An 18,332-nucleotide genomic window follows, 5' to 3' on the forward strand; every position below is an offset into this window, starting at 1 on the left:
TTTAGTTACTGCCGCCGCTGGTTCGGGTGTAGTTGTAGCCAACCCCGATCGACTTGGTGAATGGGATCAACTGGTTCAGGTAGGTATCCACACCCTGGATGCGCTCGCCCACATTGGATTTGGGCACGAACACCACATCACCGCGTTGCAGGGGCACTTGTTTGCGCCCGTTGGGCCCGGTCTTGAGGTATTGGCTGAAGTCCAGGAAGTAGGCGCGATAGACGCCTTGGGTATCTTCGCGCAGCAGCGCAACCATGCTGGCATTGCCTGCCGGGTTGACCCCGCCGGCGCCGACAATGGCTTGCTCCAGGGTGTTGGCCGAGGCGATCGGCACCGTGGTCGGGTTGTTGACCGCGCCGCCGACGATGATCGAATTGCCCGGCGCCTGGTTGATGTTCACCGTCACCCGCGGCTCGCGATACACCGGCGCAAGCTTGCTGCTCAGCTCGTTCGCCACCTCGGACGGGGTGCGCCGGGCCACCTGGATCGGGCCCAGGAACGGGTAGTTGATCTTGCCGTCGGTTTGCACCGTGTACAGCGTCAGCTCATAGATGGTGCTGACGTTGAACGCCGACAGGGTCGGCATTTCCCCGGCATCGCGCACGATGCGCAACTGATCGCCGATGCGGATGCGTTCCACCGCCGGCGGCAGTTGGGCCAGTTGGTCAAGGGCGCGCTTGCCGTCCTCGACGGTCTTGCCGTCAGGCGCGACGATGCGCGCGGGGGTATTGCAGGCGGCCAGGACCATCATGGCCAGGACGAGCAGGGTTCGTTTCATCAAATAGGACTTCCTGTAGGTCATGATGCTCACCTCCAATAACCGGGGAACATGCTGATGCGCCGCTTGAGGGCGAGGGGTAGCCGGCGTTCCTGCTGGCCCAGCCGATAGCCGAGCAACTTGAACGCGCTGCGCACCAGTACTTCGGGTACGCGGTGCCATGCACCGGCTGCGCGCAATGCCGCGAGTTCAGCCAGTACATAGCGTTTACCTTCACCGCCGGCATCGCCAAAGGCCTGGCGTATCCAGGGTTCGCGACCGTAGAACACGCCAATGTCGAAGTAGCGGTGAAACTCATCCATGAGTCGGTAATCGTGGGAGTGGTACACCTGCGCGGAGGCGGCGTAGCGCACGGTGTAGCCTTCGATCAGCATGCGCGCCGCGACGTAGGCGTCTTCGCTACCGATGACATCGGCGGGGAAACCACCTACGGCTTGCAGGGCGCTGCGTCGGTAAACGGAAAACGAGTCGGAGCTGAAACAGGTCTTGATCCCCAGCTCCGGCGCATCGGCCAGGCGCTTGCTGCGGCTGTGGGCCGGGTAATTGAAGTGGCGCGACTGCGCGCCCAGCACACCGGCGTCGGGGTGCGGCAGCTGGCGACCATAGGCCACGCCGTTGAGCGGGTCTTGCTGCAATTCAGCGAGCAGGTTGGCGAAGGTCTCGGGGGCGGCGGGAATGGCGTCCTGGGTCATCACGATCAAGGCGTCGCCGCTCACCTGTTCGCTGGCCCAACGCCGCGTGCCGCCGTGGTTGAAGGCGCGGGCGTCGATCACCTCGACCCGCGCGCCATATTCGCGAAAGCGCGCCACGGTGTCATCGCTGGACGCGCTGTCGACCACCAGCATCTCGTCCGGTTGCAGGGTTTGCATTTTCAGCGCGGGCAGCAGCCGCGCCAGGTGGCTTGCGGCGTTACGGGTCGGGATGATCAGCGAGGTGCGCATGTCACGGCTTCACTTCGGCAGGCGCACGCCCATAGATGTCATCGAAGCGCACGATATCGTCTTCGCCCAGGTACTCGCCGCTCTGCACCTCGATCATCACCAGGTCGATGATGCCGGGGTTGGTCAGGCGGTGTTTGTGCCCGGCCGGGATGTAGGTGGACTCGTTGGCGTTGATCAGAAATTCGCGCTCGCCATTGGTGATCTGCGCCGCGCCGCTGACCACCACCCAATGTTCGCTGCGGTGATGGTGCATTTGCAGCGACAACGACGCCTGGGGCTTGACCACAATGCGCTTGATCTTGAAGCGGGTGCTTTCCTCCAGCACGGTGTAGGTGCCCCACGGCCGGGTGACGGTGCGGTGCAGGCTGAAGGCCGGGTGGTTCTGGCGCTTGAGCTCGGCCACGATGTAGCGCACGTCCTGGCTGCGGTGGGCGTCGGCGATCAGCAGGGCATCGGGGGTGTCGACGATGATCAGGTCACGCACGCCGACCGCGCCGAGCACGCGCTTGGGCGAGTCGATGTAGCAGTTGTGCACGTCATGCAAAATCGCTTCGCCATTGACCTGGTTACCCTGGGCATCGCTGGGGGTGAGCTGGCGCAGAGCTTCCCAGGAACCGATATCGCTCCAGCCAATGTCGCACGGCACCACGGCCACTTGCGTGGACTTTTCCATCAGCGCCACGTCAATGGAAATGTCCGGCGCGCTGCCGAAGGCGTCACTGTCCAGTTCGCGCTGGCGCGAGGTTTTGTTTTGCAGGTGCTGGCTGTGCTCAAGGGCGGCACGCGCAGCGATCAGCACGTCGGGCGCGTGGGTGTTCAGTTCATCCACCAGGGTGCTGGCCTTGAAGCAGAACATGCCGGCATTCCACAGGTGTTTGCCGCCGTCGAGGTAGGCTTGGGCGGTGGCCAGGTCGGGTTTTTCGACAAAGCGTTTGACAAGGTTGCCCTGGCTCAGCGCTGCGCCTTTTTCGATATAGCCGAAACCGGTCTCCGGGTGGTCGGGTTGAATGCCGAAGGTCACCAGATAGCCGGCGTCGGCCAACTCGCGGGCCTGGGCCACGGCGTCGGCGAATGCGGTCTCGTTGAGCACCAGATGGTCGGCGGGCATTACCAGAAGTTGCGCCTCGCCACCGAAATGTTCCTGCACATGCAGCGCCGCGACGGCGATCGCTGCTGCGGTGTTGCGCCCGAGGGGCTCGAGCAGCAGGTCCAGGGGCAGGTGAGCCTTGTTGACCCCACGGTAGTCATCCAGGGTGCGAAACAGCAGGTCGCGGTTGGTCACCGTGAGCACGCTCTCCACGCCGGGCAGGCGGGCGGCGCGCTGGAAGGTTTTCTGCAGCAGGCTCTGGCCGTCGCGCATGCGCATGAACGGCTTGGGCATGTTCTGCCGGGACACCGGCCACAAGCGCGTGCCCGAACCACCGGAAATGATGCAGGGAATTAATCCGTTGAGGGTATTCATCAATAGACTTCCTTGGTGGAAAGGACGGCCGGGACCGTCATGAAAACGATGTACAAGTCAAACCACACCGACCATTTGGAGATGTACTCCAGGTCGTACTCGACGCGTTTCTGGATTTTGAACAGGGTGTCGGTTTCGCCCCGGTAGCCGTTGATTTGCGCCCACCCGGTGATGCCTGGCTTGACCCGGTGCCGTGAGCTGTATTCGCTGACCGCCACTTCGAAAGGAATGCCCGCCGCCTTGGTGGCGGTGGCGTGGGGCCGGGGGCCGACCATGGACATGTTGCCCTGCAGGACGTTGAACAACTGCGGCAGCTCGTCGATGCTGGTTTTGCGGATGATGCGACCGACTCGGGTGATGCGCGGATCCTGGCGGGTGGTCTGGCGTTCGGCGGTGAAATCGCTCTGGTCGGTGAACATCGAACGGAACTTGAACACGCGGATTTCATTGTCGTTGTAGCCATAGCGGTTCTGGCGAAACAGCACCGGGCCCTTGGAATCGAGCTTGATCGCGATCGCCGTCAACAGCATCACCGGCGACAGCACCACCAGGGTGATGCTCGCCAGCAGCAGGTCTTCGCAGCGCTTGATAAAGGGTGACCACCCTCGCAGCGGCAACTGCGAGGTGTTGAACATCAGGATGCCGCCCACATCGGTGATGCGGCTGTGGCCGTAGCGCAGGGCGGCCATGTCCGGCACCAGCATCACGTTCACCGACATCTGCCGCAGGCGATTGACCAGCCCGTGGATACGCTGCTCGGCGGCCCACGGCAGGCAGATCATCACTTGGTTGACCTGCTCGGCGCGGATCAGCTTTTCCAGGTCGCGGGTATTGCCCAGCAGCGGCAGGTTGCTCAGTTCCTTGGGAATGCGTTCGGTGCGGTCGTCGATAAAACCGATCAGGCCGGAGCGGATATCGCCGTTGCGCTGCAGGTGGTCGGCGACATGCACGGCGGTGTCGGTGAAGCCCAGGATCACCGTGCGTTGCAGGAATTTGCCCTTGCGCATCAGGTTGCGGTACAGGCGCAGCATCACCAGGCGCTCCAGGCAGAACAGCCCGAGGCTGGCGAAGTACCACACCACCAGGTTGCGCGGGTTCAATTGCGGGAACACCTGCAGGATCTGGTACATGAACAGCAGGATGCAGAACGCTGACGACCAGGCCACGATATTGGCGCGCAGGCGCAAGCGGTTGCTGAACAGCTCTTCGGAATAGATGCCCAGGGCCTGGAACAAAATAACCGTCAACACCGCAAAAAACAGCAGCAGCCCCAGGAAATGCGAGCGCATCTCGGCGTCCATCGGGTCGAGGAAAATCGCCAGGACCAGCGGTGGCAAAATGGCGGTCAGGCCATGCACCAACTTGACAAAAACAACAAAAAACTCAACGAAGCCGGCCCGGGTCAGAAACAAACTGACCACTGATGATTTCTCGCGCATACAACCATCCCTCATTGCACACCAAGTTTGCGCCGCAGCTGTTCAACGGAGCAGTCAACGGGCCACATCTGGTTAAAACGCAACCATTCATCCAAGTGAAACCATCCAAATGAAGGAAGTTTTGCGGAGCTAGTGGCTAAAGGAGTTCCTTTTTACGGAACAGTCAATAACTTGACCATTCTGCGAAGTTTGCATTATAGACACGTTAATTAGAGTTTTGTGTGCCATTTTTATGACGGTCGTAGTACTGGCACTTGGGCATCTGGGTGTGATTTGGAGTGTAGGAACAAATGTCAGAATTTTCCTGTTTGGCTGGAAAGGGTTTTTTTGGCGGGGGGTCAGGAAGATGGCAGTTGGCGGGACGCGGAGCGTCCCAGGAGGCGTTCCCACGCAGAGCGTGGGAACCATCCATTTAACCCAGGCGTGCCGCCGCCCGCGTAACAATCTCTGCGCGCACCCTGCGCGATTCTGCCGTGCGCTTGTTGGCTTCCTCCAGCACGTGCCTGGGGGCCGTATCCGGCCGGCCCGCATCAAATGGCGGGGCCGGCGCATATTCGATTTGCAGCTGCACCAATTGCGCCGCCGCTTCGCTGTACAGCTCCGCCGCCAGGGTCAGCGCAAAGTCGATCCCCGCCGTAATTCCACCGCCGGTAAACAGGTTGCCGTCACGTACCACGCGCGCCTGTACCGGGATGGCCCCCAATGGCGCGAGCAAGTCGTGATAGGCCCAGTGCGTGGTGGCCTTGCGACCGCGCAGCAAACCCGCCGCGCCCAGCACCAGCGAACCGGTACACACTGAGGTCATGTAGCGCACGGTTTGCGCCTGGGCCTTGAGGAAGTTCAGCGTGGAGGGATCCTCCATCAGTGCGCCGACACCGGCACCGCCGGGCACGCACAGCACGTCCAGCTTCGGGCAGTCGGCATAGGTGATGGTCGGCGTGAACACCAGGCCGGTGCTCGAGGTGATCGGCGCCAGGTCTTGCCAGACCAGGTGCAGTTTCACGTCCGGCAGCGAACCGAGCACGTCATAGGGGCCGGTAAGGTCCAGTTGCTGGATGCCGGGGAATAGCAGGAAGCCGATGTGCAAGGTCATGAATGAAACTCCAATCAAGGGGGTGGACGGCTTCACTGTAGAGGCCTAGGCTTTGGCGCATACGCCATTGAGCCCACAGATCACGCCAATCATGCCCCGACTCATTCATGTGCTCGCTTTTGATAATGCCCAGGTGCTCGACGTCACCGGGCCACTGCAGGTGTTCGCCTCGGCCAACGACCTGGCTCGCCAGCGCGGTTTGCCTACGCCCTATGTGGTGAATGTGATCGCTGACCAGGCCAAACCGGTGATGACCTCGGCAGGCCTGGCGCTGGTGGCCGAGCCGCTGCCCGCCGTCGATCAGCCATGTGACACCTTGGTGATCGCCGGTGGCTGGGGCGTCTACGGTGCCGCCGAAGACCCGGCGCTGGTGCACTGGGTACGCGAAAAATCCCGGCACACCCGGCGCATGGCCTCGGTCTGCACCGGTGCTTTTCTGCTGGCCGCCAGTGGCCTGCTCGACGGATGCCGCGTGGCTACGCACTGGACGCGCTGTGAGGAACTGGCGCGCAAGTTTCCGGCGCTGACGGTGGAGGCCAATCCGATCTTTATCCAGCAAGGCACGCTGTGGACCTCGGCCGGCGTGACTGCCGGTATCGACCTGTGCCTGGCCCTGGTGGAGGAGGACCTGGGCCGCGCCGTCGCCCTGGACGTGGCACGGCAGTTGGTGGTGTTTCTCAAGCGTCCCGGCGGGCAATCGCAATTCAGCGTGATCTTGTCCCTGCAAAAAAGCGACAGCCGCTTTGCCGAGTTACACGCCTGGATCGCCGACAACCTGACGTTGGACCTGAGTATTGCCACCCTGGCCGCCCAGGCTGGCATGAGCGAGCGCAGCTTTGTGCGCCATTACCGTGCCGAAACCGGCCAGACCCCGGCGCGGGCCGTGGAGCTGATTCGGGTCGAAAGTGCACGCCGGCAATTGGCGGACAGCACCACCTCGATCAAACGCATCGCCGTGCATTGCGGGTTTGGTTGTGAAGAAACCTTGCGGCGCAGTTTTCTGCGGGCCTTGTCGGTAACGCCGCAGGCCTATCGCGAGCGGTTTTCACCGGTGTAGCAACTCCAGCAGCGCCGCCAGGGTGGCCTCGGGCGCTTCCTGGGGAATATTGTGGCCTACGCCGGGCAACACCTGGCGTCGATAAAAGCCGCTGAAATGCCCGACATCGTCGTCCTCTTCCGCGGGCGGCCCCACACCGTCATCGGCACCGCACAGGGAAATGCTCGGCACCGAAATCGGTGGTTGCAGCGCCAATGCCTGCTCGATGAATTCCAGCCCAGGATCCCCCGGCGCATACCCGAAGCGGTGGCGGTAGGAGTGGATCACCACCGCGACGAAATCCGGGTTATCGAACGATGGCGCGGTGTCCCCATACAGGCTCGGCCCGTTCACCCACGACGGTGACCACAACGCCCACAACAGCTGGCACAGTTCGCGGCGGTTGGCGGTCAGGCCGTCCACGCCGCGCTGGGTGTGAAAGTAATACTGGTACCACAACCGATGCTCTGTAGCAGGCGCCCGTGGCTTGGGAGACTTGGCGATGTCCTGAATGTTGTAGCCGTCTGCGCTCACCAACCCACGCACCCGTTCCGGCCACAGCGCCGCGACGATACACGCGGCGCGCCCACCCCAGTCATAACCGGCCAGCGTGGCGCAGGGAATGGACAGCGCATCCATGAAATCCAGCAGGTCCTTGGCCAGTGCTGCCTGCTGACCGGAACGCATGACTTGATCGTTGATAAAACGCGTAGGCCCATAGCCGCGCAGGTACGGCACCAGCACCCGGTAGCCACGCTGCGCCAGTACTGGCGCGATTTCGTCGTAGCTGCGCGGGTCGTAGGGAAAGCCATGCAGCAGGATGACGGGCTCGCCATCGACAGGGCCGTGGGTTTCGTAAGCCACATCGAGCATGGACGTGCGCACGTACAGCAGTGGGGCAGGTGGTCTCAGGGTTGCCATACGGTTTTCTCTCCACTGAGCTTACGGTCCAGAAACGTCGCCGCACTGATCAGCGCCAAATGGCTCAAGGCCTGGGGTGTGTTGCCCAGGTGCCGGGCCTGGCTGTCGAACTCTTCGGCGTACAACCCCAGCGGGTTGGCGTAGCGCAGCAACTGTTCGAACTCCAGGTGAGCCTTTTCCACTTGCCCGGCGCGGGCCAGGCATTCGACGTACCAGAACGAACATGCGGTAAACGCGCCTTCGGTGCCTTGCAGCCCATCGATCTGGCTGTCGTCGTTGCGGTAACGGTAGACCATGCCGTCGCGTACCAGGCTTTTCTCGATCGCCTCCAGTGTCGACAGCCAGCGTGGATCAGTCGCGGCAACGAAGCGCACCAGCGGCATCAACAGCATCGAGCCGTCAAGGGCAGTGCTGTCGATGTGCTGCACGAAATGCCCACGTTCTTCGTTCCAGAAGTTGCTCCAGATGTCTGCATAGATGGCCTGGCGCGTCTGGTCCCAACGCGCGAACGGCGCCGGTAGTGAACGCTTGGAGGCCAGGCGGATCGCACGGTCCAGGGCCACCCAGCACATCAGGCGCGAGTGCAGGAAGTGGTGCTGCTCGCCGCGCATCTCCCAGATGCCGACGTCTTTCTGGTTCCAGATTTCGCAGACCTGGTCGACCACTTCCACGGTGTGTTTCCAACCTTGGTGGGAAATCGCTTCGCCGTATTTATTGACCAGGTAAACCGCGTCCATCAGTTCGCCGTAGATATCCAGCTGGATCTGGTCGAACGCTTCATTGCCCACGCGCACCGGCTGGGCGCCACCATGACCACGCAAGTGGTCCAGTGTGGTTTCCGGCAGTTCCTGGCGGCCATCAATGCCGTACAGGATGTTGATCTTGGTGGTCTGGCCGCAGCAGTCGCTGACCCGGCCTCTGAGCCAGCGCATATAGGCATTGGCTTCTTCGATGAATCCCAGGCGCATGAAGGCGTAGACGGTAAAGGAGGCGTCGCGGATCCAGGTGTAGCGGTAGTCCCAGTTGCGCTCGCCGCCAGGGCTTTCCGGCAGGCCGAAGGTAGCGGCGGCGATGATTGCGCCCTGTTTGCGCGAGGTCAGCAGCTTCAGCGCCAAGGCCGAACGGTTGACCATTTCACGCCAGCGCCCGCGGTAGTTCGATTGGCTGATCCAGCCGCGCCAGAACTTCAGGGTGCGTTGCAGGTAAAGGTCGGTGCAGGCGTTCGTCACGCGTGGATCGTCCTGGCCGCCCAGGACGAATTCGGCGCTTTCGTCCTGGGCCAGGCTGAAGCGGGCCACCGCCACATTCTCGTCCAGCGTCAGCGCGTGGCTGCCGGTCAGGCGCAGGCCAGGCTGGCCGTCAGCGCTGAACACTACGCCGGTATCGCAGGCTGTGGCGTGCGTGTGGGCGCGGGCATAGTCATGGCGCACGGCGCAGCGCAGGTGGAATGTCGCCGTGCCGCTGACCACCCGCACCCGGCGGATCAAGAGCGGCAGGTCGTCGACCTCTTCACTGACGGCCAGCAAATCGGTGACTTCCACTACCGCCGCATCGCTCAGCCAACGGGTCTGCAGCACATTGGTGTCGGGCAGGTAAATCTGCTCGCGGCGCGCATTGGGCAGGTCCGGGGTGAGCTGGAAGGTGCCGGCTTCGGGGGTGTCGAGCAACGCACAGAAAATCGACGGGCTGTCGAATTCCGGCCAGCAGAAAAAATCGATGCTGCCCTGGTCATTCACCAACGCCGCGCTGCGCATGTCGCCAATGATGCCGTGCGCATCGATGGGGCTTTGTGGCTCGTTCTTCAAATCAACCATTGCCACGAAACTCCGGATAAAGGCTCATGCCGCCATCGATGAACAACGTGCTGCCGACCACATAATCGGACGCGTCGCTGGCCAGCCACACCACCGCGTTCGCTACGTCCTCCACATCGCCGACCCGGCCGTAGGGAATCAACTTGAGCAGCTCTTTTTCCGCCGCGCCTTCGGTGGCCGCACGGTTGATTGCCGTGCGAATCGCGCCCGGCGCAATGCCGTTGATTCGAATGCGCTGCTCGCTGACTTCCTGGGCGAGGGTGCGCATCAGCATCTCCACACCGCCCTTGGACGCCGCGTAATTCGCATGCCCGGCCCAGGGAATCAATTGGTGCACCGAGCTCATATGAATGATCTTGCCGGCCGCGCGGGACACCCCAGCGCGCACGCCTTGCCGGTTGAAAATACGCACGGCGGCGCGTGCGCAGAGAAATTGGCCAGTGAGGTTGACGCCGATCACGGTGTTCCAGTCGTCGAGGCTCATGTCGACCAGGTTGGCGTCTTTTTGCAGGCCGGAGTTGGCCACGAGGATATCCAGGTGGCCGAAGGCATCGAGGGTCTGGGCGAACAGGCGTTCGACGTCGGCTTCTTTCGATACATCGCCACCGATGGCAATCGCCCGGCCGCCGTTGGCGTTGATCTGCGCGGCGAGGGCTTCGGCCGGTGCCGCCTGGGAGTTGTAGTTAAGTACGACGGCCGCGCCGGCTTCGGCCAACGCCTTGGCCGCACCGGCGCCGATGCCGGAGCTGGCACCGGTGACCAGGGCCACTTGTTGCTGCAAGGAAATCTGCATCGCCCACCCGCTGTTTAATGAGAGTCTTTTGTGCTGACTGATGCGCGGTGATGGAAGTTCAGCACGCCGCTGTGCATTTGAAAGGGGCGCGGACCAATGCAACTGTAATTTCTGACAGTAGACGCATCTTTATCCTCAAGTGAACGCTACGAGCATTGACGTGCCCGAGGATGGATGTCATGGACATAAGGCGATTTGCGTTGCCGTGGGCAGGGAAATTTCCCGGTTCGCTCTTCGTTACGCAAGACCTCCTTCCTACCCCTAGTTGGATGTTTTCAGCACGTCGAGGAACCTATTGCCATCGCTCTGCCACACAGCAAAGGCCTGCTGGTGCAGACCTGCGCCACGATTCATCCATCGTTGGCAAGGCTGCGGCAGCAAGGTATCGCCCTAACTCAGCACTGGAGTACCCCATGTCGGTATCCGCATCCAATCAAGCGTTCGCCTCATCAACTGACAACCTGGCGCAGACTCGCGCAGACGCACAACCCAGCGCGGTGGCCAAGGCTGCGGGCGCGGCGGGCCCGAGTTTCGAGCAGTCGGCGAGTCAGTCCGGCCCGGTTTTCGACAGCGCAGCGCAGTCGCGCAAACCAGGCTTCAATCCAGGCCCGCCCCCACGTCCCAACCCCACACTGCCGGATCCTCTTTACGGAAAACAGAGCAACGAGCTGTTGGCCCAGGGGCTATTGAATAAATACGACAAGTTCAAACCCTGGTACGCACCGACCGTCACGCCTGAGCATATAAATAATATGGCAGGTCGACCCTTGACCGGGTTTTCGAAGGTGGACGAGAACATCAGGCTTGCCAGGGAATTGCTCAAGCGCCCGGGCCTGATGCAGGCCCTCGATCGAAATGATGGGACGGGGGCTCTGGACAAATCCCTGTCTAAACAAGACATCAGCAAATTCATTCTTTCGTCGAACCCACTCAAGCTTCAAGACGACAGGCAACTTGCCCAGAATGTCTTGAATAACTTCAACGCGTTGAAAGGGCCGTGGTGGAGCGCCGATAGAAACGCCATCGACGTCAACACCTTTGCAAAGTTTGCGTCGCGTCCGCTTTATGGTCATGGACCCACCGACAGCATTACCCAGCTATCGCGAGAAGTCATGGCGCGTTCGGAGTTGAAGGGCTCGATGGATAACGTCTTCGGGTTCCTGCGCGATGGCAAGGTCACCCGGGACGACCTGTATCGGCTCTTGCGCTAATACCTGACCCAATGCGTCGCATCGGTTGGTAAACACTTGGCCAGGGAATCGCTCCACAGTGATGCTGGAACTATTTGCAAGTATTTACCACGAAGAAAGCATCCATTGGTGTGACCCATGGATGCCTTCGTTTACTGGAACAGGTAATGGCCTATGAATTCGACATCATTTGAACCTCGCCAATCTCACTCCCAGTACGCTGTTGCAAACCTGCCCGCTCCGGCAACTACGCTACACGGCCTGGGCTCATCTCAAGCAAAGGGGCTCAATCTCACGTCGTCACCCAAGTTCAGTTTCAAGGCGCCTACGACTGAAGACTTCGATAGGGGCTCGCGAGCCGTAGAGGACGGGCCGGCGCCTCGGTCAGCAGTGTCATTGCTCGAAGCGCTGTGGAGCAAATTGTCACGCCGTCAATGATAGTCAACCCACTGACGTCGCTGGCTGGTCACAAATGTTCAAGGTTTACCGGGAGCAGGCTGGCGGCTTGCCGGAACCATTATTTTTAGGTTGCCACATATTCGATACTTGCCTCGCGCTGACCGTCACAGCGCTTTTGAAGACGGAGCACTCGAGGTCCAAGTAATGCAATCTAAATAAGGTGGGAATCAACATGACTAACGGGATAAATACTTCAGGCTCTGGATTACCGCAGCTGCAGAATTGGACTGCCGGTGCGAATCAGGCGCCTGCTCCAGCCGGTGGTGGTTACGCGCGGCTCAGCGTCGTGGATAAGGCGTTGGGAACCCAGCAACCGCTCGGAACGACCTCGAGTTTTGCCCCCGACAGCTTGATGGTCAATGGCGCCAGCCGGCATTTTGACGGCCAAGGGTTGTACGGCGGAATGTCAAATGTGGGAAATCCCTATATCAGTTCGGACGACCGCCTGCTGGCGACAGATCTGAATAACAACTTTTCCATGCTGGATAAATTCAAGAAAGATGGCCACCTGACCCAGAGCGGACTGCAACAAATTGCCGCTGAAGACGTGCACAAAAGCAGCGTCTCTGAACGCACCATCATGTTGGCCAGGGAGATACTCAATCGCCCCAGGCTCAACGAGGCGATTCTAGTCGACGGCGGTAAAATCACCCCTGAAAGCCTGGCCAATGCATCTGACCTGGTCGTTGGCAACACCAACCCCAATACCCAAAGTGTGGATCCATTCCATTCGAAAACCAATGCACAAGTCGTGCAAGCGTTCAGGGGCATGTTTGATCAACTGCGGGATAAATCCGAAGACTACACCTTCTTTTTCGAGAAGCACCGATACGTCAAGACAGACACACTGATCGAAATGAGCAAAGATCCTGACGAGACCGACAAGAACGGTAATGTCGTACGGGACCCGGCAACTGGGTTCCCCAAGAAAAAATACAGCGAGCAGCAGGTATACGTCGCCAAGAACATTGTTGAGCGACCAGGATTGCTCGACTCCCTGGACAGCAACAAAGCGAACGGCACCAACATTTTTGGGAGCCACAACATTGATGGCTGGCTGAAGAACTACAGCATCGATCGATGGTTGGAAAACGATAAGAAAGAAAAGGGTAACTGAAAGCGTCGCAGGTATGAGCGGGGTGGATAATCAGGCCGCTCATACCGGCGAGCGTTTATACACGCACTATCCTGCCGCTGATCGCCACCGCTGCCAGCAACCCACCGATCAGCAGGAACGCGGTTGCCACGCTGCTGGCATGGGCAATGAAACCGATCACTGCCGGCCCGGCCAATATGCCCGCATAGCCCAGCGTGGTGATGGCGGGCACGGCAATATGTTCCGGCATCACCTTCTGTTTGCCCACGGCGGTATAAAGCACCGGGACGATATTGGAGCAGCCGGCGCCCACCAGCGCATACCCAAGCAGCGCCATTTCCCAGGCGGGGGACAGCGTGGCCAGAAACACACCGGCCGCTGCCAACGTGCCACCGGCCACAATCACCCAGGTAGCGCCCAGGCGCCGCACAATCACGTCACCGGTCAAGCGCCCGGCGGTCATGGTCAGGGCGAATGCCGCGTAGCCGAGGCCTGCATAAGCTTCGTCCAGGCCGCGTTCGGCACTGAGGAACACCGCGCTCCAGTCCAGCACTGCGCCTTCGGCCAGGAAAACGATGAAACACAAGCACCCGATAAACAGCACCACGCCATGAGGAATGGCAAACGCCGGCCCTGAGCTTTCACTGCCATAGGGGAGCAGATGCGGCCTGGCCTTGAGCAGTGCCACTGCCATGATGACGATCACCACCAGGGTTGCCTGCAGCGGCGACAAGCCCAGCCCCAGCAAGCCGGAGACCCCCGCCGCACCGACGATCCCACCCAGGCTGAACAACCCGTGGAAGCCCGACATCATGGTTTTCCCGCTGGCGCGTTCAACGATCACCGCTTGCAGGTTGACCGTCGAATCCACCGTGCCCAGCCCTGCGCCAAACAGGAACAACCCCGCCATCAGCAGCGGAATCGAACTGACGGTGGCCAGCATCGGCAACGCCAGGCAAATCAAGACCGTGCCGGCGGTCAACACGCGCCGGCAGCCAAAGCGTGACGCCAACACCCCGGCCACGGGCATGGCGAGGATCGACCCTACCCCCAGGCACAATAGCAACAGGCCCAGTGTGCCTTCGTTGAGTTGCGCGCGCGCCTTGGCGTACGGCACCAGCGGTGCCCAGGCCGCGATGCCGAAGCCGGCGATGAAAAAAGCGATACGGGTCGACATTTGCTCCAGCCGCCCGGGAACCACGGGAGCGGAAGTGGGGATGGCAGTCATGAATAATCCTTGGTGTTGCGTTCAACGAACGATGTCCGGCGTGACATCCTTGCACATCAGGCCTCGTCGGGCGAGCCGGGTTCCCTTGGGATTCAGTCACGTGACCGCGTTGGCGGCGATAGACCCGCAATGGGACCGCGCATTCACTGGCGTAAGCAATTGCCATGGTGATGTGGGTCAGCTATTTCCTTAATGGATAGTTCTATTTGGAAGTGTCGAAGTAAGAATTTTCTTATTGTTGATAATTCGTTTATTAAACGAATTTCTTATTTTGTAAAAGACACTTCCAGCCTCGTCGTACGAAACTTCTTTTTTATTTTCCAAGGGCCGAATTTTCCCTGAGATCGCTAAGCTTCAGGGCGTTCAGGCGCTTTTTCTCGGCCAGTAATCGGCAGTCAACGAGGAGAGCTTTTAATTAGCGAGTATTGATTGGCGGGTAACAACGGATGGTTGACGCGTTTGTTTCGTCACGTTTCAAATTAATGATTCAAGGCGTCACTGCCCACTTGCAGGTACTCGCCTTCAGCGGCACTGAGTGTCTTGATCAACCGTATTTCATCCAGGTGCAATTCGTCAGCGAAAGCCCTGACCTGGATCTGGAGGCGTTGCTTCATCAGCCGGTCTATCTGTACCTGGGCGAAACGGAGCGAGGCCTGCACGGGTTGGTCTATACCATCGGCCGCGATGCTCCGGGTGCCCGGCTCACCCGTTACCACCTTACCCTCGCGCCTCGCCTGGCCTGCCTTGCCCATCGCCGCGACCAGCGGGTTTTTCAGCAGCGTAGCGTGCCGCAGATGATTGCCAGCGTTCTTGAGCAGCACGGCATCCTGGCAGATGCCTACGCCTTCGAGCTCGGCCCGGTGGTTTATCCGCCTCGGCTCTTTTGCGTGCAGTATGCGGAAACGGATCTGCACTTCATCCAGCGCCTGTGCGAGGAGGAGGGTATCCATTACCACTTCCGCCATAGTGTGGACGCTCATCTGCTGGTGTTTGGGGATGATCAAACCGTATTTCAGCGCCTGCCGATGCAGCGATACTGCTCGACGATCGATCCGCTGGCCGCAACCAAGGGTATTCACCGCTTCGATGTTCGCCTGCAAACCCGCAGCCGGCGAACGGTGCGCCGTGACCACGACTTCGAACACCCATCGCTGCGGTTGCAGGATACCGCCGGCGGTGTACCGGACGCGGCGCTTGAAGACTACCGTTACCCAGCCGGTTTCACCGGCCATGCACGGGGGGCGCAACTGGCGCGTCGCAGCCTGGAGCGACATCAATCCGACCGCCATTACGCGTCAGGCAAGAGCGACCAGCCCCTGTTGCGCAGTGGCCATTTTCTTGAGTTGCAAGGCCATCCGGATACGGTCTGCAACGACCTGTGGTTGATCACCTCGGTGCGTCACGAAGGCTATCAGCCACAGGTGCTGGAGGAAGCGGTAGCCGATACGGACACCTTCGTCGGATATCGCAACCGCTTCATTGCGACCCCCTGGCGTGCGGTGCATCGACCCGCGCTCAAACATCCCAAGCCGTCCATCAACGGCAGCCAAACGGCGACTGTTACAGGGCCTGCGGATGAAGAGGTGCACTGCGATGCCTATGGTCGAGTGAAGGTGCGGTTTCATTGGGATCGCCTGGACCAGACGGATGACAAGAGCAGCTGTTGGGTAAGGGTTGCCTCCGGATGGGCCGGTGCCGGGTTTGGCGCCATGATGATTCCACGGGTGGGCATGGAGGTGTTGGTGACCTTTCTGGAGGGCGACCCGGACCAGCCTTTGATCAACGGTTGCCTGCCCAATGCATCGCACATGCCGGCTTATTCCCTGCCGCAGCACCAGACCCGCAGCGTGTTGCGCAGTCGCAGTGTCCCCGGGGGCGCGGGCAGCAATGAGCTGCATCTTGAAGACCGCCGTGGCGAAGAGCTGATCTACCTGCGAGCCCAGCGTGACCTGGAGCAGCAGGTGGGCCATGACAGCCGTTTGGAAGTGGCTGGTGAGCGCAGTGAAATCATCCGAGGCTTGAGCACGGTGCGTCTTGAGAGCGGAGAGCAGCGCCACATCACGGGAGACCGCAGTATTGCGCTGACGGCAAACGACCATCTGGCCGTGCAAGGCGACAGCCACACCCAGGTGACACAGGTGATGGTGATCGAAGCCGGTCAACAGATTCACCTGAAGGCGGGTGCCAGCCTTGTCATCGATGCAGGCGCGCAGTTGAGTTTCAAGGCCGGCGGCGAGCATTTGCAGATTCAGGCCGGCGGGATTTTCAGCAGCCGGCCCATCACCGTCGGTGGCGCGCCATCCGCTGCAAGGTCGGCCAGCCCTTCCTCTGTTGCGGGCGCTCCCGAGGCTTCCGTTGTGCAAGGCCTCATCATGGACATGGCCCGCCAATTGGACGCGGATTTTTGCCCGATCTGCGAGCGTTGTCGCGAAGGCCAATGCGATTTCGCCGGGAGGGCCGCATGATGCAAGACGTGGCTTACCAATGGATGGCGCAGCAGCAACAGGCGGGGCGTCGTTTATGCCTCATGCTCGAAGCAAATAATGAGAACTGCCAGTCGCTGATGGCGGCTCGCAACCCCTCGCAGTATTGCCCGCTCTATGGAGAAACAGCGGCAGCCGAACTGGCGAGCAAGGGCCCCGTGATCCTGTTATTGGACCGGATGGGGGAGCCTGCGCTGGCCAATCATCTGCAAAACCCGAAGGCAAACCGAGGGTGGCTGGGCAGTTTACCCAGCGACGACCTGGTCGCTGTGACCCGACATTGGCGTGATCGACTGCTGGTCGGGCCAGAAGGCAAAAAGGCCCTGTACCGTTTCCACGACAACCGCACCCTGGCCCGTGCCCTTGCATATCTGCCGGCAGAGCAATGGCCCATCTACCTGGGCCCGCTGACCAGCGTGTGTTACTGGCATGAGGGCCGTTGGTGCAGCCACGACAATCCCGCGCCGGGCGAGTATGCGGTCCCCGATCCCGCGCCCTGGTTGCAGGCGCCCAACCCTCAGGCCGCGACCATTCTGCAGGCCAATATCCTGCGCTACCTGCTGGCCGAGCACAGTGAAGACCTGGCTGCTCTGGTGGAGTTTCACGACCCCAGGATCTGGCTGGCCCAAGTATTGGAGCAGGCCCGAAGCTGGCAATGGCGTTCGCCTGAGCAACTTGAGTTTCTGGTGGTGGGCCGGTTGGAAGAGGCGACTCGGGGCAGTGTCATTCGGTGGCAGCCGTTAGAGGGGGAGGCACCGGGACAGCATTTTGAGCGGGTGCTGGAGCAATGGCGCAAGGAGGGGCTCAAGGATGAGTAGGTGGATAGGACGTGCATTGCTGGCTGTTGGAATGATGTGGCTTACGGGGTGTGCGGGGAAGGCGGCGGATAGCTTTACGCTGGAGGTGGATTTGCCGGCGGGGTTTGCCGTGGTAGGGGACGCTTCATATGCACCCGCATCAGGCGAAGCCTGCAAACTGCCTAGAAGAAATGGCAGGCGTCCTGAGCTCAAAATATTCAAGGCTGCCAGCAAACCCGTCGCCAACAGGGTCAGTTTTGAAGTGCCATTCACGGAGCAAGTAAATGGCTGCCCTTTAGTATTGCGCCGCCTCGTTTTCGCAATTAATGCCAGTTGGGGGCAGCGTTGGTCGGACATCGGAAGGGATTATGCCGTCATCTATTTCCACGATAGCTGGGAACCTGGAATGCCTTTGATGCCTGAGACCGGAGTCCAGGAGCTTCCTGGGCGATGCCAGTGGTTGTTTCGTACCGCTGGCCCTAAGCACGCCATTCTCAAAATCCTTTGGTGCAAATCACTGGATGCTGCTGGAAAACTCAAGAGGGCCCGGCCTGGCGGGCATGTGCACCGTGACGGACTGTCCGGGAAGACGTTAAGAATGGTGTTGGCATTTACAGAGGAAGAAGAACCGGCTGTGGCTGATAACTGGGTAAAGGTTGCCGGTGGCTGGAAGCGCTGCAGGGGCGAAAGCGAGGAGGACCTACTCGCGTTTTGTCGCGGAAATGTAGTCGACTTCAAGGCTTTCAAAATGCCAGATGGCCGCCTATGCAACGTTTATCCAACGTGTAATTAATAATGGAGA

At 60.5% G+C, this 18,332-nt stretch carries 15 protein-coding genes; 6 read left to right on the plus strand and 9 right to left on the minus strand.

The features are described 5' to 3' along the window. Position 1: 1 nt before the first annotated feature. From C4J93_RS09710 to C4J93_RS09730, 5 genes are all read right to left on the minus strand, one after another. Positions 2–778: a polysaccharide biosynthesis/export family protein gene (locus C4J93_RS09710; RefSeq protein WP_124370249.1), complete on the minus strand. Its 777-nt coding sequence runs from the start codon at positions 776–778 to the stop codon at positions 2–4. A 29-nt stretch (positions 779–807) separates the two neighbouring features. Then, a complete protein-coding gene (locus tag C4J93_RS09715) occupies positions 808–1,719 on the minus strand; it encodes a glycosyltransferase family 2 protein (protein ID WP_124370250.1) in 912 nt (303 codons plus the stop codon). 1 nt (position 1,720) lies between these two features. Continuing rightward, on the minus strand, positions 1,721–3,181 hold the full coding sequence (locus tag C4J93_RS09720) for a mannose-1-phosphate guanylyltransferase/mannose-6-phosphate isomerase (protein WP_124429204.1): 1,461 nt from the start codon (positions 3,179–3,181) through the stop codon (positions 1,721–1,723). Continuing rightward, positions 3,181–4,620, minus strand: coding sequence for an undecaprenyl-phosphate glucose phosphotransferase (locus tag C4J93_RS09725; RefSeq protein ID WP_124362087.1), 1,440 nt, complete (start codon positions 4,618–4,620; stop codon positions 3,181–3,183). Before C4J93_RS09725 ends, C4J93_RS09720 begins: the two co-directional genes overlap by 1 nt. 412 nt (positions 4,621–5,032) lie before the next feature. Then, complete coding sequence (locus C4J93_RS09730; RefSeq protein ID WP_124370252.1) at positions 5,033–5,713, minus strand: DJ-1/PfpI family protein; 681 nt, start codon at positions 5,711–5,713, stop codon at positions 5,033–5,035. Between the two features lie 91 nt (positions 5,714–5,804). On the opposite strand from C4J93_RS09730, the gene C4J93_RS09735 reads away from it, so the two are divergent. Then, positions 5,805–6,770 carry a GlxA family transcriptional regulator gene (locus C4J93_RS09735; RefSeq protein WP_124429205.1) on the plus strand — a complete coding sequence of 322 codons (966 nt, stop codon included), beginning with the start codon at positions 5,805–5,807 and terminating at the stop codon, positions 6,768–6,770. Here the strand turns inward: C4J93_RS09735 and C4J93_RS09740 are convergent. From C4J93_RS09740 to C4J93_RS09750, 3 genes are read right to left on the minus strand one after another with little or no spacing between them, the layout of a single operon-like run. Next, positions 6,759–7,670 carry an alpha/beta fold hydrolase gene (locus tag C4J93_RS09740; RefSeq protein WP_124429206.1) on the minus strand — a complete coding sequence of 304 codons (912 nt, stop codon included), beginning with the start codon at positions 7,668–7,670 and terminating at the stop codon, positions 6,759–6,761. The genes C4J93_RS09735 and C4J93_RS09740 overlap by 12 nt on opposite strands. Further along, positions 7,658–9,484, minus strand: a complete 1,827-nt coding sequence (locus tag C4J93_RS09745) for a glycoside hydrolase family 15 protein (RefSeq protein WP_124429207.1) — start codon at positions 9,482–9,484, stop codon at positions 7,658–7,660. Before C4J93_RS09745 ends, C4J93_RS09740 begins: the two co-directional genes overlap by 13 nt. Then, complete coding sequence (locus C4J93_RS09750; RefSeq protein WP_124429208.1) at positions 9,477–10,277, minus strand: glucose 1-dehydrogenase; 801 nt, start codon at positions 10,275–10,277, stop codon at positions 9,477–9,479. The genes C4J93_RS09745 and C4J93_RS09750 overlap by 8 nt, the downstream gene beginning before the upstream one ends. Positions 10,278–10,690: 413 nt before the next feature. Here C4J93_RS09750 and C4J93_RS27360 point away from each other — a divergent pair, with 413 nt between their 5' ends. Beyond that, positions 10,691–11,488 carry a hypothetical protein gene (locus C4J93_RS27360; protein WP_256660161.1) on the plus strand — a complete coding sequence of 266 codons (798 nt, stop codon included), beginning with the start codon at positions 10,691–10,693 and terminating at the stop codon, positions 11,486–11,488. Positions 11,489–12,098: 610 nt separating this feature from the next. Further along, complete coding sequence (locus C4J93_RS09765; RefSeq protein ID WP_256660162.1) at positions 12,099–13,043, plus strand: hypothetical protein; 945 nt, start codon at positions 12,099–12,101, stop codon at positions 13,041–13,043. 55 nt (positions 13,044–13,098) lie between these two features. Here C4J93_RS09765 and C4J93_RS09770 read toward each other — a convergent pair whose 3' ends face one another. After that, a complete protein-coding gene (locus tag C4J93_RS09770; RefSeq protein ID WP_124362094.1) occupies positions 13,099–14,250 on the minus strand; it encodes an MFS transporter in 1,152 nt (383 codons plus the stop codon). Between the two features lie 446 nt (positions 14,251–14,696). On the opposite strand from C4J93_RS09770, the gene tssI reads away from it, so the two are divergent. The 3 genes from tssI to C4J93_RS09785 are packed head-to-tail and all read left to right on the plus strand — an operon-like array spanning position 14,697 to position 18,323. Continuing rightward, positions 14,697–16,715 (plus strand): type VI secretion system tip protein TssI/VgrG, encoded by a 2,019-nt coding sequence (tssI, locus tag C4J93_RS09775; protein ID WP_124429209.1) that lies wholly within the window; start codon positions 14,697–14,699, stop codon positions 16,713–16,715. Further along, on the plus strand, positions 16,715–17,551 hold the full coding sequence (locus C4J93_RS09780) for a DUF4123 domain-containing protein (protein ID WP_124430860.1): 837 nt from the start codon (positions 16,715–16,717) through the stop codon (positions 17,549–17,551). Before tssI ends, C4J93_RS09780 begins: the two co-directional genes overlap by 1 nt. Beyond that, positions 17,544–18,323 carry a hypothetical protein gene (locus tag C4J93_RS09785; protein WP_124429210.1) on the plus strand — a complete coding sequence of 260 codons (780 nt, stop codon included), beginning with the start codon at positions 17,544–17,546 and terminating at the stop codon, positions 18,321–18,323. Before C4J93_RS09780 ends, C4J93_RS09785 begins: the two co-directional genes overlap by 8 nt. Positions 18,324–18,332: the final 9 nt, after the last annotated feature.

The sequence above is a fragment of the Pseudomonas sp. R2-37-08W genome (genome assembly GCF_003851705.1).
Classification (GTDB): Bacteria; Pseudomonadota; Gammaproteobacteria; order Pseudomonadales; family Pseudomonadaceae; genus Aquipseudomonas.

Coding starts and splice junctions, on each gene's coding strand:
- C4J93_RS09710 (WP_124370249.1), bottom strand. CDS start 778: ATGAAACGAACCCTGCTCGTCCTGGCCATGATGGTCCTGGCCGCCTGC.
- C4J93_RS09715 (WP_124370250.1), bottom strand. CDS start 1,719: ATGCGCACCTCGCTGATCATCCCGACCCGTAACGCCGCAAGCCACCTG.
- C4J93_RS09720 (WP_124429204.1), bottom strand. CDS start 3,181: ATGAATACCCTCAACGGATTAATTCCCTGCATCATTTCCGGTGGTTCG.
- C4J93_RS09725 (WP_124362087.1), bottom strand. CDS start 4,620: ATGCGCGAGAAATCATCAGTGGTCAGTTTGTTTCTGACCCGGGCCGGC.
- C4J93_RS09730 (WP_124370252.1), bottom strand. CDS start 5,713: ATGACCTTGCACATCGGCTTCCTGCTATTCCCCGGCATCCAGCAACTG.
- C4J93_RS09735 (WP_124429205.1), top strand. CDS start 5,805: ATGCCCCGACTCATTCATGTGCTCGCTTTTGATAATGCCCAGGTGCTC.
- C4J93_RS09740 (WP_124429206.1), bottom strand. CDS start 7,670: ATGGCAACCCTGAGACCACCTGCCCCACTGCTGTACGTGCGCACGTCC.
- C4J93_RS09745 (WP_124429207.1), bottom strand. CDS start 9,484: ATGGTTGATTTGAAGAACGAGCCACAAAGCCCCATCGATGCGCACGGC.
- C4J93_RS09750 (WP_124429208.1), bottom strand. CDS start 10,277: ATGCAGATTTCCTTGCAGCAACAAGTGGCCCTGGTCACCGGTGCCAGC.
- C4J93_RS27360 (WP_256660161.1), top strand. CDS start 10,691: ATGTCGGTATCCGCATCCAATCAAGCGTTCGCCTCATCAACTGACAAC.
- C4J93_RS09765 (WP_256660162.1), top strand. CDS start 12,099: ATGACTAACGGGATAAATACTTCAGGCTCTGGATTACCGCAGCTGCAG.
- C4J93_RS09770 (WP_124362094.1), bottom strand. CDS start 14,250: ATGACTGCCATCCCCACTTCCGCTCCCGTGGTTCCCGGGCGGCTGGAG.
- tssI (WP_124429209.1), top strand. CDS start 14,697: ATGGTTGACGCGTTTGTTTCGTCACGTTTCAAATTAATGATTCAAGGC.
- C4J93_RS09780 (WP_124430860.1), top strand. CDS start 16,715: ATGCAAGACGTGGCTTACCAATGGATGGCGCAGCAGCAACAGGCGGGG.
- C4J93_RS09785 (WP_124429210.1), top strand. CDS start 17,544: ATGAGTAGGTGGATAGGACGTGCATTGCTGGCTGTTGGAATGATGTGG.